Origin of the sequence: Naasia sp. SYSU D00948, from assembly GCF_017916515.1 — a bacterium.
In the GTDB taxonomy this organism is placed as follows: domain Bacteria; phylum Actinomycetota; class Actinomycetes; order Actinomycetales; family Microbacteriaceae; genus Naasia.
Genome location: NZ_JAFMTA010000001.1, coordinates 1,425,510 through 1,438,676 on the forward strand (window position 1 = coordinate 1,425,510; position 13,167 = coordinate 1,438,676).

Annotated in this window: 9 protein-coding genes; 5 read left to right on the forward strand and 4 right to left on the reverse strand. The window is 71.3% G+C overall.

Translation table 11 applies throughout. From position 1 onward, the window contains the following. The first annotated feature begins 1 nt into the window (after position 1). Positions 2–1,075 carry a family 43 glycosylhydrolase gene (locus tag J3P30_RS06755; RefSeq protein ID WP_210480169.1) on the forward strand — a complete coding sequence of 358 codons (1,074 nt, stop codon included), beginning with the start codon at positions 2–4 and terminating at the stop codon, positions 1,073–1,075. Positions 1,076–1,079: 4 nt separating this feature from the next. Here J3P30_RS06755 and J3P30_RS06760 read toward each other — a convergent pair whose 3' ends face one another. Continuing rightward, positions 1,080–2,051: a LacI family DNA-binding transcriptional regulator gene (locus J3P30_RS06760; RefSeq protein WP_210480170.1), complete on the reverse strand. Its 972-nt coding sequence runs from the start codon at positions 2,049–2,051 to the stop codon at positions 1,080–1,082. Between the two features lie 148 nt (positions 2,052–2,199). On the opposite strand from J3P30_RS06760, the gene J3P30_RS06765 reads away from it, so the two are divergent. The 3 genes from J3P30_RS06765 to J3P30_RS06775 all read left to right on the forward strand — a co-directional run bounded on the left by J3P30_RS06765 (position 2,200) and on the right by J3P30_RS06775 (position 5,312). Next, positions 2,200–3,468 carry an ABC transporter substrate-binding protein gene (locus tag J3P30_RS06765; protein ID WP_210480171.1) on the forward strand — a complete coding sequence of 423 codons (1,269 nt, stop codon included), beginning with the start codon at positions 2,200–2,202 and terminating at the stop codon, positions 3,466–3,468. Positions 3,469–3,543: 75 nt separating this feature from the next. Continuing rightward, complete coding sequence (locus J3P30_RS06770; protein WP_210480172.1) at positions 3,544–4,425, forward strand: carbohydrate ABC transporter permease; 882 nt, start codon at positions 3,544–3,546, stop codon at positions 4,423–4,425. 5 nt (positions 4,426–4,430) lie between these two features. After that, the gene (locus J3P30_RS06775; RefSeq protein ID WP_210481900.1) at positions 4,431–5,312 is read left to right on the forward strand and encodes a carbohydrate ABC transporter permease; all 882 of its coding nucleotides are present in this window, start codon (positions 4,431–4,433) and stop codon (positions 5,310–5,312) included. A 47-nt stretch (positions 5,313–5,359) separates the two neighbouring features. Here J3P30_RS06775 and J3P30_RS06780 read toward each other — a convergent pair whose 3' ends face one another. Next, positions 5,360–6,364 carry a LacI family DNA-binding transcriptional regulator gene (locus J3P30_RS06780; protein WP_210480173.1) on the reverse strand — a complete coding sequence of 335 codons (1,005 nt, stop codon included), beginning with the start codon at positions 6,362–6,364 and terminating at the stop codon, positions 5,360–5,362. A gap of 237 nt (positions 6,365–6,601) precedes the next feature. Between J3P30_RS06780 and J3P30_RS06785 the strand changes: the two genes are divergently transcribed. Then, positions 6,602–7,597 carry an aldo/keto reductase gene (locus J3P30_RS06785; RefSeq protein WP_210480174.1) on the forward strand — a complete coding sequence of 332 codons (996 nt, stop codon included), beginning with the start codon at positions 6,602–6,604 and terminating at the stop codon, positions 7,595–7,597. A 13-nt stretch (positions 7,598–7,610) separates the two neighbouring features. Here the strand turns inward: J3P30_RS06785 and J3P30_RS06790 are convergent, their stop codons facing one another. Both J3P30_RS06790 and J3P30_RS06795 read right to left on the reverse strand, forming a co-directional pair. Further along, positions 7,611–10,418, reverse strand: a complete 2,808-nt coding sequence (locus J3P30_RS06790; protein ID WP_210480175.1) for a family 78 glycoside hydrolase catalytic domain — start codon at positions 10,416–10,418, stop codon at positions 7,611–7,613. Between the two features lie 46 nt (positions 10,419–10,464). Then, a complete protein-coding gene (locus J3P30_RS06795) occupies positions 10,465–13,131 on the reverse strand; it encodes an alpha-L-rhamnosidase (protein WP_210480176.1) in 2,667 nt (888 codons plus the stop codon). Positions 13,132–13,167: the final 36 nt, after the last annotated feature.

Genomic DNA, 13,167 nt, shown 5'->3' on the forward strand with positions numbered 1-13,167 from the left:
CATGACTCTTCAGCAGGGCGAGGTCGCCCCTCCCGCCGTCCGAACGTCGATCCGGCCCGGAGAGGTGTGGCTCGACACCGCCGGCAACCGCATCCAGGCGCACGGGGGATCCGTGATCGCGGTCGACGGCGTCTTCTACTGGTACGGCGAGAACAAGGAGTTCACGACGCCCGGCAGCGACATCTGGCACTGGGGCGTGCGCTGCTACTCGTCGACGGATCTCTACAACTGGGAGGACCGGGGCCTCATCATCCCCCCGGACGAGGACGACCCGACCTCGCCGCTGCATCCCACGCAATACCTCGACCGCCCGCACATCATCTACAACGAGCGCAGCGGCCGGTTCGTCTGCTGGATCAAGGTCATGACGAAGGGGGAGGCGACTCAGCGGTCCACGGTCCTCGTCGCGGACTCGATCCTCGGCCCGTACCGCATCGTCCGGTCCTGGATCCGCCCGCTCAGCATGCATGCCGGCGACTTCGACCTGGTGGTCGACCCGAGCGACGGCAAGGGCTACTACTACTTCGAGCGCGTGCACTCGGAGCTGATCTGCGCCGACCTCACCGACGACTACACCGATGTGACGGGCTACTACTCGACGCACTTCCCGCAGCCGCAGCCGCCGTACGTCCGCGAGGCCCCCGCGTACTTCCGCCGGGGCGGCTCGCACTACCTCATCACCTCCGGCACGACCGGGTACTACCCGAACCAGTCGGAGGTCGCGATCGCGAAGACGTACCACGGGCCGTTCACCGTGCTCGGGGACCCGCATCCGACCGACGCGTCCCGGACGTCGTTCCGGACGCAGATCTCGTCGGTGTTCAAGCACCCCGGCAAGAAGGACCTCTACATCGCGCTCGGGGACCGGTGGCTGCCGAACTACCACGCGGACGGGGCCCAGGCGCGGGACGCCTTCGAGGAGTACTACCGGCGGCACGACCTCACCGTCCCGCTCGAGGAGTTCGCCGAGGTCAACACGTCGATCGCCGACTACGTCTGGCTGCCCATCCGCTTCGAGGGCGACATGGCGCTCATCGACTGGCGCGACGAGTGGCGGGTCGAGGACTTCGACTGACCCGTCAGGTCGAGGCGCGCTCGACCACCTGGGCCCGCTCGGGGAGGAGGACCTCCGCGCCCTCCTCCCCGCGGGCGATCCCGGCGACGCTGGCCGCGAAGGCGGCGACGAACTCGGTCACGTCGGATTCCACGGTCGACAGGGCCGGCACCGCGAGCGGTCCCAGCGGGTGATTGTCGACCCCGATGACCGCGATCCTTCCCGGGACCGGCACCCCCGTGTCGTGGGCCGCCGCGAGCACGGCGAAGGCCACCTCGTCGTTGTACGCGCAGACCGCGTCGGGAGCGGGGTCGGCGTCCAGCAGGGAGGCGAGCTCCCGGCCTGCCTGGGCCCGGTCGTCCGGCACGGTCAGCAGCAGGGGCTCGGGGAGGCCGAGCCGCTCGGCCGTCGACCGGATCGCCCGCCAGCGGATCTCCGACGTCGGCTGGAGCTCGGGCCGGGACGGCGCCGCGTACGCCAGCACCCGTCGCCCCCGGCCGGCCAGGTACTCGACCTGCGCGGTCGCCGCCCCGGCCAGGAAGCCGTCCAGACCGGGGAACGCGGGGCGGACCGGGACCGAGAACTGCTGACGGAGGTCGGTGAACGCGGCCTCCTCCTCGCCGGCCGAGGAGAGCACGACGGCGGGGGCGAGATCCACGGACGCCCCCCGCTCGTCCTCGGTGCCGAGCTGCCAGACGAGGTGGAGGCCGTGCTCGCGGAGCGCGAGCCCCAGCTGAGTGACGATGCCCGCCGCCACGAAGTCGGTCGCGTGCTGGAGGCCGGGGGTCAGCATGAGCACGAGGGTGCTGCGAGCTCCGCGCAGCAGGCGGGCGGGTCCGTACGGCCGGTAGCCCAAGCGCTCGGCCGCGTCGAGGACGCGCTGTCTGGTCGCCTCGGGTATGGTCTGCCGGGTGTCGCCGTTCAGCACGTAGCTGACGGTGGCCCGGGACAGGCCCGCCTCGCGCGCGACGTCGGTGCTGGTGACGCGGCCGCTCATGCCCGATCGTCTCCGGTTCCGTGGCTCATGGCGACACCGTAGTGCACCGGAATCCTCGCCGTACACGTGCCATTGACACGTGCAAGTAGACCGCTCTACCATCGCCTCGATCGGGACAACGACGCCCGACGGACACCAGGAGGTCCTCATGCGGCAGAAGCTCGCCGTCACCGCCGCCGGCGCCGCCCTCGCTCTCGTTCTGAGCGGTTGCGGGGGAGGCAGCAGCAGCGGCCAGGCCTCGTCGGACGGCCCCCTCGAGATCTCGTTCCTCACGGGATCCGCGGAGGGCACCGGCAGCGCCTTCACCATGCAGAAGCTCGTCGACGACTACGGCAGTGACGCCGCTCTCGAGATGGACTATCTCGGCGCGGACATGGATCAGAAGATCCAGCTCCTCGCATCGCAGGACGCCCTTCCGACGTTCTTCCAGATCGGCACCCCCTCCCAGGTCGTCGACCTGTACGAGGCGGACAAGATCGTCGACCTCGAGCCGGTCCTCGAGGATCTCGGCGTCCTCGACAACCTGAGCCCGCTGTCGATCGACATCATCAAGAAGACCTACGGCGGCAGGCTGCTGGGTCTCCCGCTCGAGGTCGCGATCGAGGGCTTCTGGTACAACACCGCGCTCTTCGAGGAGAACGGCATCGAGCCGCCGCAGACCTGGGACGACCTCGCCGCGGCCGCCGAGACCCTGAAGGCCGCGGGCATCCAGCCCTTCGCGACCGCGGGGAAGGCGGGCTGGCCCGTCACGCGGCTCGTCAGCGGGTACATCCACCGCGAGGTCGGCCCGGACGCCTTCACCGCGATCCACGACGGCGACGCCGCCTTCACCGACCCGGAGTACGTCGCCGGCGCCCAGGCCGTCGCGGACTTCGCGGCCGCCGGCTACTTCGGCGAGGCGCCGGGCGCACTCGACTACGCCCCGGCGCAGGACCTCTTCCTGCAGGGGAAGGCGGGCATGTACTACATGGGGTCCTGGGCGATCAGCGACTTCAACAAGACCGACCTCAACAAGATCGGCGCCGAGAACATCGGCTGGTTCCCGATCCCCGCGGTCGACGGCGGGGCGGGCGACGTGGGCCAGACCCCGGCGAACGTGGGTCTCCCGATGGCGGTCACGGCGAAGACCCTCACGCCCGAGGTGAAGGAGTTCCTCAAGTACCTCGTCGAGAACTACGGCGACGTCGCGATGGAGGACCTGGACCTCATCACCGGCTTCGCGACCGACGTCGAGCCCGACTCGCCCCTGGTCGCCGAGACCGCGCAGCGCATCGCCGGCATCACGGAGTCGGTCGGCTGGTTCGAGGCGAAGCAGGGACCCGAGGGCACCTCCGCCTCACAGCAGGGCGGCACCGCACTGATCTCCGGGACACTCACTCCGCAGCAGTTCATGGAGCAGGTCCAGGCCGCACAGTAGTCGCGGACCGATCGAGCGGCGGGTCCGGGGCGCTCCGACCCCGGGCCCGCCGCTTCCACGAACGAGGGGGATCGAATGGACAAGGTCCTGAGCGACCGCCGCGCGATCGCGGTGTTCCTCGCACCCGCGCTGCTCCTGTACAGCGCCATCATGCTCGTGCCGATCGTGTGGTCGGCGGGCTACACCTTCGTCGACGGCGACCCGATCACCGGCTTCGAGTGGGTGGGCCTCGGCAACTACGCGCGCCTGCTCGGCGACTCGGGGTTCTGGGACGCGACCTGGCTGAGCGTCCGGTACGCGGTCGTCGCCACAGTGCTGCAGGTCGCCGCGGGCCTCGGGCTCTCCCTCCTGTACGTCTTCGTCCTCCGGCGCTCGTCGGCGCTGATCCGGACGCTCGTCTTCTTCCCGATGGTGCTCCCGACGGCCGCGGTCGCACAGATGTTCGTCAAGCTGTTCGAGCTGGTCCCGCAGCCGGGACCGCTGAACGCGCTCGCCACCTCGCTCGGGTTCGGCGCGACCGACTGGCTCGGCCGGCCGGACACCGCGTTCGCGGTGATCGTCCTCATGGACGTCTGGCGGTCGATGGGGTTCTACGCGGTGCTGCTCTACGCCGGCCTCGTCACCATCCCCGACGACGTGATCGAGGCCGCGAGGCTGGACGGCGCGCACCGCTGGAAGCTCGTGCGCCACATCGTGCTCCCGTCGATCCTCCCCGTCCTCGTCTCGGCGCTGATCTTCAGCATCAACGGCAGCATCAAGGTCTTCGACTCGATCTACGCCCTCACGGGCGGCGGCCCGAACGGGGCGACGACCCCGCTCACGCTGCTGATGTTCCGGACCTCGTTCAACTTCATGGAGTACGGCTACGGCAGCACGATCGCGATGGCGCTCACGGTGCTGAGCCTCGTCGTCACGGTGGCGATCTTCCGCGGCGCCCGGAAGGACCTCACCTCGTGACCGCCATGGCCTCCTCGCTGGAATCCCGGAATCTGGCCGCGGCTCGGCCGCGTCGCGCGTCGTCCGCGCTCAAGATCGTGCTCGGCGGCCTCGGCATCGCCGTGCTCGTCCTCGTCTACGTCGTGCCGCTGCTCTGGCTGTTCGCCTCGTCCCTGAAGTCGCCGGACGAGTTCAGCCTGAAGCCCATGTGGTCCCTTCCCGAAGGGCTGCACTGGCAGAACTACGCCGACGCATGGACCCGCGGCAACATGGCGGCGTACATCGCCAACAGCGCGGTCGCGACCTTCCCGGCCATCCTGCTCCTGCTGCTGACCGGAGTGATGGCGGGCTTCGCGCTCGAGGTGCTGCGCTGGCGGGGCCGGAACGTGGTCCTGCTCACGTTCCTGACGGGTCTCATGGTCCCGCTGCAGATGATCCTGCTGCCGCTGTTCACGATGTACATCCGGGCAGGACTGCTGAACAGTCCGATCGCGCTGATCCTGACCTACACCGCCACGGGCCTTCCGCTGACGGTGTTCCTGATGGCGGGGTACTACCGCTCTCTGCCGCGCGAGATCATCGAGGCCGCGGTCGTCGACGGCGCCAGCATCTACCGGGTCTTCTTCTCGATCTCGCTGCCGATGCTGCGCAACGCGATCCTCACGATCGCGATCGTGCAGTTCTTCTTCTTCTGGAACGACCTGCTGTTCGCGCTCACCTTCACGACGACGAACGACTCGCGGACGATCCAGGCCGGTCTGCTCAGCTTCGTCGGGCAGTTCGGTCAGACCGAGTGGGGACCGACGTTCGCGTCGATCTGCATCTCGATCGTGCCGACGCTGCTCATCTACCTGGTGCTCAACCAGCGCGTGATGAAGGGCCTCACCGAGGGGGCGGTCAAGGGCTGAGCCGGGTCGGCCCGCAGGGGCGAGGGGCCCGCCGCAGGCTCGGACCGTCAGGCCGACGAGGCGCGGACGACGAGCTCCGGCTGGAAGACCACGTCCTGCGGCGGCTTCCCCGGGTCCCCGGCCTCGCCGAGGAGGAGCTGGACAGCGGTCTCGCCGATGAGGCGGCTCGGCTGGCGGATCGACGAGAGCGGGACGACGGCCGTGCTCGCGAAGTCGATGTCGTCGTAGCCGATGAGCGCGATGTCGCGCGGCACGCGGAGGGATCGCTGCATCACGAGGGCCTGCAGGAGCCCGACGGCGACGAGGTCGTTGGCGGCGAAGACGGCGTCCGGCCGGTCCTCCGCAGGACGGGCGGCGATCTCCTCCCCGGCGCGGCGGCCCTCGAGCACGGTCAGGGAGGCGGTCTCGAGGACCTCGAGACCGGCGCCGTCCACGCCGTCCGCCGCCGCACGAGCCCCGAGGAGGCGGTCCGCGACCTGCCGCACGCCGGCCGGTCCGCCGACGAAGGCGATGCGGCGGCGTCCCGACTCGAGCAGGTGCTCGACGGCCAGCCGGCCTCCGGCCACGTCGTCGACGGCCACCGAGCTGAGGGAGCCGTCCTCGCTGCGGCGGTCGACCAGGACCGCGGGGGTGCCCCGGCTGCGCAGCCGCCGCAGCCGCTCGTCCACGTCGCCGTTCGGGGAGATCAGGACGCCGTGCACGCGCTGCTTCTCGAACAGGTCGAGGTAGGAGAGCTCCCGCTCGGCATCCTCGTCGCTGCTGCCGAGGAGGACCGTGAAGCCGTGAGCCGCGGCCTCCTCCTGCGCCCCGCGTGCCACCTCGGCGAAGAACGGGTTGCTCACGTCGAGGACGACGAGCCCGATCGTGGTGCTCCGCCCCGCCCGGAGCTGGCGCGCGGCGTCGTTGCGGACGTACCCGAGCTCCTCGATCGCGCGCTGGACGCGGTCCACTGCATCGGGCGACACACGGTCGGGACGGTTCAGGACGTTCGACACGGTCCCCACCGACACTCCGGCGTGCCTCGCCACGTCCCGGACGCTCGTCGTCGACACGTCGCTCCCCTTCCAGCATCCCGGCGTGCCGCCGCCGGGAGGGGCGGCCGGACGTGCGATCCGAGCCGTCCCCTGGCCGAACTCTAGTGAACCGATTCAGGGTCGGGCTAGAGGCGTGGCGCATCCCCGCAGACCCGAGTCGCTCCTCGTCAGGAACGCGGGCGGGCGTCATCGCTCGCCGCCCCCTTGCCGCTCCGGCGGGGACGGAGTTGAGTGAACGGGTCGAAGGAGGATCGGATGAGGAGCACCCGGCTCGGCGCGTCGGACCTGGAGGTGTCGCGGATCGCGCTCGGCACCATGACGTTCGGCTGGGAGGCGAGCCGGGAGGAGTCCTTCGCGATCCTCGACGCCTATGCGGAGGCGGGGGGCAACTTCCTCGACACCGCGGACGTGTACTCGAACGGCGCGAGCGAGGAGATCCTCGGCGAGTGGCTGAGGGGGCGGGACCGGGACCGGTTCGTCGTCGCCACGAAGGGTCGCTTCCCGGTGGCCGGTCAGCCGTCCGCGCTCAGCAAGGAGTACCTGGACGGTGCGCTCGACGCGAGCCTGCGGCGGCTCGGCCTGGACCACGTCGACCTCTACCAGGCGCACGCGCCCGACTCCCGGCACGCGCTCGCGGAGTTCGCGGAGTTCCTGGAGGGCGCCTACCGCTCGGGGAAGGTCCGGTACGGCGGGGTGTCGAACATGACCGCCGCGCACCTGGTCGAGCTGCACCTCGCCGAGCGCGAGCTCGGGATCCCGCACATCATCGCGCTGCAGCCGCAGTACAGTCTCCTCGTCCGCGACGTCGAGCTGGAGATCCTGCCCACAGCGCAGCTGCTCGGCATCGGCTCCATCGCCTGGGGGCCGCTGGCGGCGGGGTGGCTGACCGGGAAGTACGTGCGCGACGCGCCGCCGCCCGAGGGGAGCCGGCTCGGCGACGACCCCGAGCGCGGGGTCGAGGCCTGGAGCAAGCGCGGCACCGAGCAGACCTGGTCCGTCCTCGAGGTCCTCGAGCGCGTCGCCCGCGAGGCGGGGCAGACCCAGGCGGTGGTCTCCCTCGCCTGGCTGCTCAGCCGGCCGGGGCTCTCGAGCGCGATCGTCGGCGCCCGGAGCGTCGACCAGCTGACCGGCACCGTGGGGGCGAGCGACGTCGACATCGATCCCGCGCTCCTGGAGCAGCTCTCCGCCGTCAGCGCTCCCGAGCTGCCGGGCTACTACGCGTTGATGGCGCAGAACGCCCGGCAGCACTGAGCGCGTCAGCGGTTCAGTCGTCGGAGCCGGCGGAGACGTCGGCGAGAGCGCGCTCGACGGCCTCGACCACGTGGGTGGGCATCGAGAACAGCGACATCCGCAGCGGAGTGTGGCTCGCCCATGGCGTGTGCCGCCGGTACGCCCGTGCCTTCTCCGGGTCGTCATCGGCGATGGCGCCGACGATCGCCGAGAACGCCTCGCGGTCGTCGACCACATGCGTGAGCGGAGAGTCCATCGTCAGCTCGCGGACCGGCTTCTGCGGCTCGGCCACCTCGGCGGTGAAGGAGTGGCTGCCGGAGCCGACCCGGCGCGGCTCGGTCTCGCCGGGAAGCCAGACCGACGCGCTCGTGTTGGCGGGCACGACGAGCTCGAGCGAGAAGGCCGTCCCCTCGCGCCGCCACTCCACGCTCGCGAGGCCGTACGGCGTCTCGTGCGAGGTCTTCGCCCAGTCGATCTCCTCGAGGAGGACGGGACGGACCTCGATCTCCTTGTATCCGGGCGCGGCAGGGGCGAGGCCGCCGACGGACCGGTGCAGCCAGTCGGCGACAGCCCCGAAGGCGTAGTGGTTGAACGACGTCATCTCGCCGGGATTGATCGAGCCGTCCTCGAGCATGCTGTCCCAGCGCTCCCAGATCGTCGTCGCGCCCATCGTCACGGCGTAGAGCCAGGAGGGGTTCTGCGTCTGGGTCAGCAGGCGGCCGGCGACGTCCGCATGTCCGGAGGCGACCAGGGCGTCCTGGATGAGCGGGGTGCCGACGAAGCCGGTGCTCATGTGGAAGCCGGCCCCGCGCACGAGGAAGGCGAGACGGTCGCCCATCGCCCTGCGGCGGTCGGGCTCCTGCACGAGATCGAACTGGAGCGCGAGGGCATAGGCGGTGGGCGCGTCGCTCACCACGCGACCGGTGGGGGTCACGTACTCGCGCACCCACGCCTCGCGGACCCGCTCGGCCAGCTCGCCGTAGCGCGCCGCCTCCTCGCTCCGGCCGAGCTGCTCGGCGGCCCGCGCGACGAGCCACGTCGACCGGTACAGGTAGGCGCTCGCGACGATGTCGTCGTCGGTCTTCGCGTCGCCGGGGCGCTCCGGGGGCGCGTCCGGGTCGAGCCAGTCGCCGAACTGGAAGTGCCCCTCCCAGAGCATCCGCTCGCCGGCGATCCGCAGCAGCGCGTCCGCCCAGCCCCGCATGCTCTCGAACTGGTCCTCGAGGACCTGGAGGTCGGCGAAGCGCTCGTGCAGAACCGTGGGGACGACCGTCGCGGCATCACCCCACGCGGCCGCCGCCCTCGGCTCGGTCGGCAGGACGCTCGGGACGATGAAGGGGACGACGCCCTCGTGCGGCGCCTGCTCGAGGGCGAGGTCCTCGAGCCAGGAGGTGAGGAACGCGTCGCAGTCGAAGAGGTAGCTCGCGGTGGGGGTGAAGACCTGGATGTCCCCGGTCCAGCCGAGACGCTCGTCGCGCTGGGGGCAGTCGGTCGGAAGGGACAGGAAGTTGCCCTTCATGCCCCACACGACGTTCTCGTGGAGCCGGTTGACGAGTGCGTGGGAGCTCTCGAACCACCCGGTGCGGCGCATGTCGCTGTGCATCACGACGGCGGTGACCGCGGAGGGGTCCAGCTCGCCCGGCCAGCCGTCGATCTGGGCGTAGCGGAAGCCGTGGAAGGTGAACCGCGGCTCCCACGTCTCCTCGCCCCCGCCCGCCAGCGTGTAGTGGTCGGTCGCGGCGGCACGGCGCAGCGGGCGGGTGCCGAGCTCGCCGTGCTCGAGGACCTCCGCGTGACGGAGGGTGAGCACGGTCCCGGCCTCGCCGGTCACGCGGATGCGCAGGCGCCCGACGAGGTTCTGCCCGAAGTCGAGCACGGCGGCGCCGCTCGGCGTGCGGATCACCTCCGCGACGGGCAGCTCCTCGGTGCGGCGCACAGGCTCGGCCGCGCGCGGCGTGGGCACGACGCTCGTCTCCACGACCCGCACCGCGGCCCACTCCTCGGCGAAGCCGGGGGAGGACCAGCCCTCCTTCTGCAGGCGGGCGTCGTAGTCCTCGCCCTGGTAGATGCTGCTCGCCGTGCGCGGTCCGTCCCCGGTCGCGCGCCAGGACGCGTCGGTGGCGACGACCTCCTCGGCGCCGTCCTCGTACTCCAGGACGAGCTGGGCCGCGACGCTCGGCTGGTCGCCGTAGAAGCGGTGCGTGTTGTCGCGGAAGCCGTACTCCTCCGTGAACCAGCCGCCCGCGAGCTCGATCCCGATCGCGTTCGCGCCCTCCTGGAGGAGCTCCGTGACGTCCGTCATGTCGTAGAGGAGCCGCCACTGGTAGCTCGTCCAGCCGGGCTTCAGCTCGGCGTCGTCGGTCTCGCGGCCGTTGAGGAGGATCTGGTGCACGCCCTGGGCCGTGGAGTACAGGGTGGCCCGGCGCAGCGGCCGGTCGACCGCGAACTCGTGCCGGAGCAGCGCGGGCTGCGCCTCGCCGGCGGGATCGGCGAGACCGATGAACTGTGCCGCCCACTCGCCGTCCGCCAGGTGCCCCGCCGTGATGATCAGCGGCTCGCTCCAGTCCGAGGTCTCTCCGTCCTCGCCCGTGACGCGGACGCGGAGAACGGCCTGCTCACGGGGAGCGAGGGGAGCGAAGGGCCACGCCACGAACACCGACTGGTCGCCCTCGATCCGGGTGGTCTCGCCATCCCGCTCGATCTCGGCGGACGCCTGCCGCCACCCCTCTCCGGGCGCCTCCACCATCCAGCTGAGGCGCGGGGTCGGGGTCGCGACCGGGGCTCCGTCGGATCGTCGCTCGGCCTTGACGCGGAGAACGCGTGCGGGCTGGTCAGCACTCATGTGCTCTGCTCCTCTTGGGTTTCGTCTACGTCCGGGCGGACGGAGGTCAGCCGGCCTGCGCGACGGCAGGCGCGGTCACGACAATCGTGTGCTCGCCGTGACCCAGTTCGCGAGGGGCGTCCTCGCTCCCGTCCACGGTGACGGTCGACGCGTCGGTGACGGGGAGGTCGAGCCAGGCGGTCGAGCCGAACGGCACGGTGAGGCGCGCCTCGAACCGGTCGTCGGCCGACAGCCGCCAGTCGATCGCGAGGCGACCGAGGCGCGTGTCGATGCTCGCCTGTGCCGAGCGCACACCGGTCGCCGGCCGCGGCGCCACCAGGACGACCCGGTAGCCCGGGTGCTCCGGGACCGGGGCGAGCCCCGCGACGCGCCGGTACATCCAGTCGACGACGGCGCCGTACGCGTAGTGGTTGAAGGACAGCATGTGGCCGCCCTCCTCGGTGTCCATGTCTCCGGGATGGATGGAGCCGTCGGGCCGGAGGGCGTCCCAGCGCTCCCAGACCGTGGTGGCCCCCATGTCCACCTGGTACAGCCAGGAGGGGGCGTCGTGCCGCAGCAGCATGAGGTACGCCTCCTCGACGTGGCCGGTGTTCGCGAGTGCGTGCAGCACGAGCGGCGTGCCGAGGAAGCCGGTGGAGATGCGGCCGTTCTCGGCCCGCACCTGGTCCGCGAGGGAGCGGGCGATGGCGTCGCGATCCTCGTCCGGAGCGATGCGGAATTCGATCGCGATGGCGCAGCCGGTCTGCGTGTCGATCGCGTGGTCGCCCCACTTCGCCCAGGTGGCGGCTCCGACCTCGTGGGCGAGCCTTCCGTAGCGCTCGGCGTTCGCCGGGTCGCCGACGAGGTGCTCCGCTCGAGCGAGGAGGCGCGCGCTGTGGGCGTAGAAGGCGTTCGCGACGAAATCCGACGACACCTTCGCCTTCCACGGCTCGGCGCCGGGGGCGTCGGGGTCGAGCCAGTCGCCGAACTGGAACTCGGTCGGAAGCAGTCCGCCCAGGCCGGCCCGGCCGGACAGGTAGTCGACCCAGCGCCGCATGCTCTGCAGCTGACGGGACAGGACCTCGGTGCTGCCGAAGGACTCGTAGACCGACCAGGGCACGATGGTGGCGGCGTCCGCCCAGCCGGCCTTGCCCATGATCCGCTCCGGCACCCCGTCGGCGTGGAAGTCGGTGTCCGAGACGATGTTCGGCACGACGGCGGCCACCGATCCGTCCTCGCCCTGGTCGAGCTCGAGATCCCGCAGCCAGGACAGCCAGAAGGACTCCACGTCGAAGAGGGTGTTCGCGGTGGCGGCGAAGGCCTGGGCGTCGCCCGTCCAGCCGAGCCGCTCGTCGCGCTGCGGGCAGTCCGTCGGGACCGACACCGAGTTGTCGCGCCAGGACCACGCCACGTTGGAGTGGAGCCTGTTGAGCGAGTCGTCGGAGGACTGGAAGCTCCCCCGGACCTCGGTCGTGCTGCTGATGGCGACCGCCGTCGCCGACACGACCGACGCCCCGACGACGTCGGCGTAGCGGAACCCGTGGAAGGTGAACACGGGCTCGAGGGCGATCCGGCCGTCCTCGGCCAGGACGTAGACGTCGCTCGCCCGGGCGGAGCGCAGCGAGCGGGTGTGGATCCGCCCGTCGGGCTCCAGGACCTCCGCGTGCCGGATCGTGACGGTGTCGCCCGCCTTCCCGTCGACGACGAGACGCACCCAGCCCGCGATGTTCTGGCCCGCGTCCAGGAAGACGTGGTCGCCGCGATCCTCCGCGGTCATCTCGAACTCGGCGATCGTCTTGACGCCGGTCGTGATGCGCGGCTCCAGCACGGCGCGGTCGACCTCGACCTCGCGCACCGGCTGCCAGGAGGAGTCGTCGAAGTCGGCGGTGTCCCAGCCGGCCGGGTCGAGGCGGAGGTCGAGGTCGGTCCCGTCGTAGATGCTCGACATGGTCACGGCGCCGGTCGACGTCCGCCAGCCGGCATCGGACACGATCCGCACGGACGAGCCGTCGGCGAGCTCGACGTCGAGCTGGGCGAGCAGCGCGAGATCCGGGCCGTAGTGCGAGGCGCGGTCGGTCCAGCCCAGCCGGCCGCGGTACCAGCCGTCGGCCAGCGCGGCACCGATCGCGTTGCGTCCTTCACCGACCAGCTCGGAGACGTCCCAGGTGGTGACCACGACGCGGTCCTGATAGGCGGTCCAGCCCGGCGCGAGGTGTTCGTCGCCGACCTTCTGCCCGTTCAGGCGGATCTCGTGGAGGCCGAGCGACGTGACTCGCAGTCGCGCCCGCACGGGCAGCGACGGCAGGTCGAACGTGGTCCGCAGCAGCGGGGAGGGGCCCGCGAGGGGAGTGTCCGCGCCGATGGGGACGGCGGTGAAGTCGCCGAGGTCGAGTGCGCCCTCGATCTCGAGGTCGTCGCTCCACTCCGTCCAGCCGGACGGGGTGGCGATGCGGACCGCGTAGCGGCGGACGCCGCCGGCCGCGAGCGGGCCTCCGGGCGCCGGCACGGCGATGCTGTCGCCGCCGGGGATCGTTCCGGTCTCGCCCGTCGCGTCACCGGTCCACCGCAGCTCGTAGCCGAGCTGCCGGGCGCCGGGATCGCTGCTCGCGACCTGCCAGGTGAGGCGGAGACCCTCGAGCGGGACGCCGAGCAGTTCCGGGGGGTACTGGCTGCGCAGCGAGGTGACGGTGGTGGCGGAATCGGTGGCGGAGCCCGCGGGCAGGGAGTCGGACACCCTTGTCCTTTCGACGACGACGACCCTCGCCACACT

What these genes read in the sequence shown, in the direction of transcription:
- J3P30_RS06755 (WP_210480169.1), top strand. Translation starts at nt 2, where the DNA reads ATGACTCTTCAGCAGGGCGAGGTCGCCCCTCCCGCCGTCCGAACGTCG.
- J3P30_RS06760 (WP_210480170.1), bottom strand. Translation starts at nt 2,051, where the DNA reads ATGAGCGGCCGCGTCACCAGCACCGACGTCGCGCGCGAGGCGGGCCTG.
- J3P30_RS06765 (WP_210480171.1), top strand. Translation starts at nt 2,200, where the DNA reads ATGCGGCAGAAGCTCGCCGTCACCGCCGCCGGCGCCGCCCTCGCTCTC.
- J3P30_RS06770 (WP_210480172.1), top strand. Translation starts at nt 3,544, where the DNA reads ATGGACAAGGTCCTGAGCGACCGCCGCGCGATCGCGGTGTTCCTCGCA.
- J3P30_RS06775 (WP_210481900.1), top strand. Translation starts at nt 4,431, where the DNA reads ATGGCCTCCTCGCTGGAATCCCGGAATCTGGCCGCGGCTCGGCCGCGT.
- J3P30_RS06785 (WP_210480174.1), top strand. Translation starts at nt 6,602, where the DNA reads ATGAGGAGCACCCGGCTCGGCGCGTCGGACCTGGAGGTGTCGCGGATC.
- J3P30_RS06790 (WP_210480175.1), bottom strand. Translation starts at nt 10,418, where the DNA reads ATGAGTGCTGACCAGCCCGCACGCGTTCTCCGCGTCAAGGCCGAGCGA.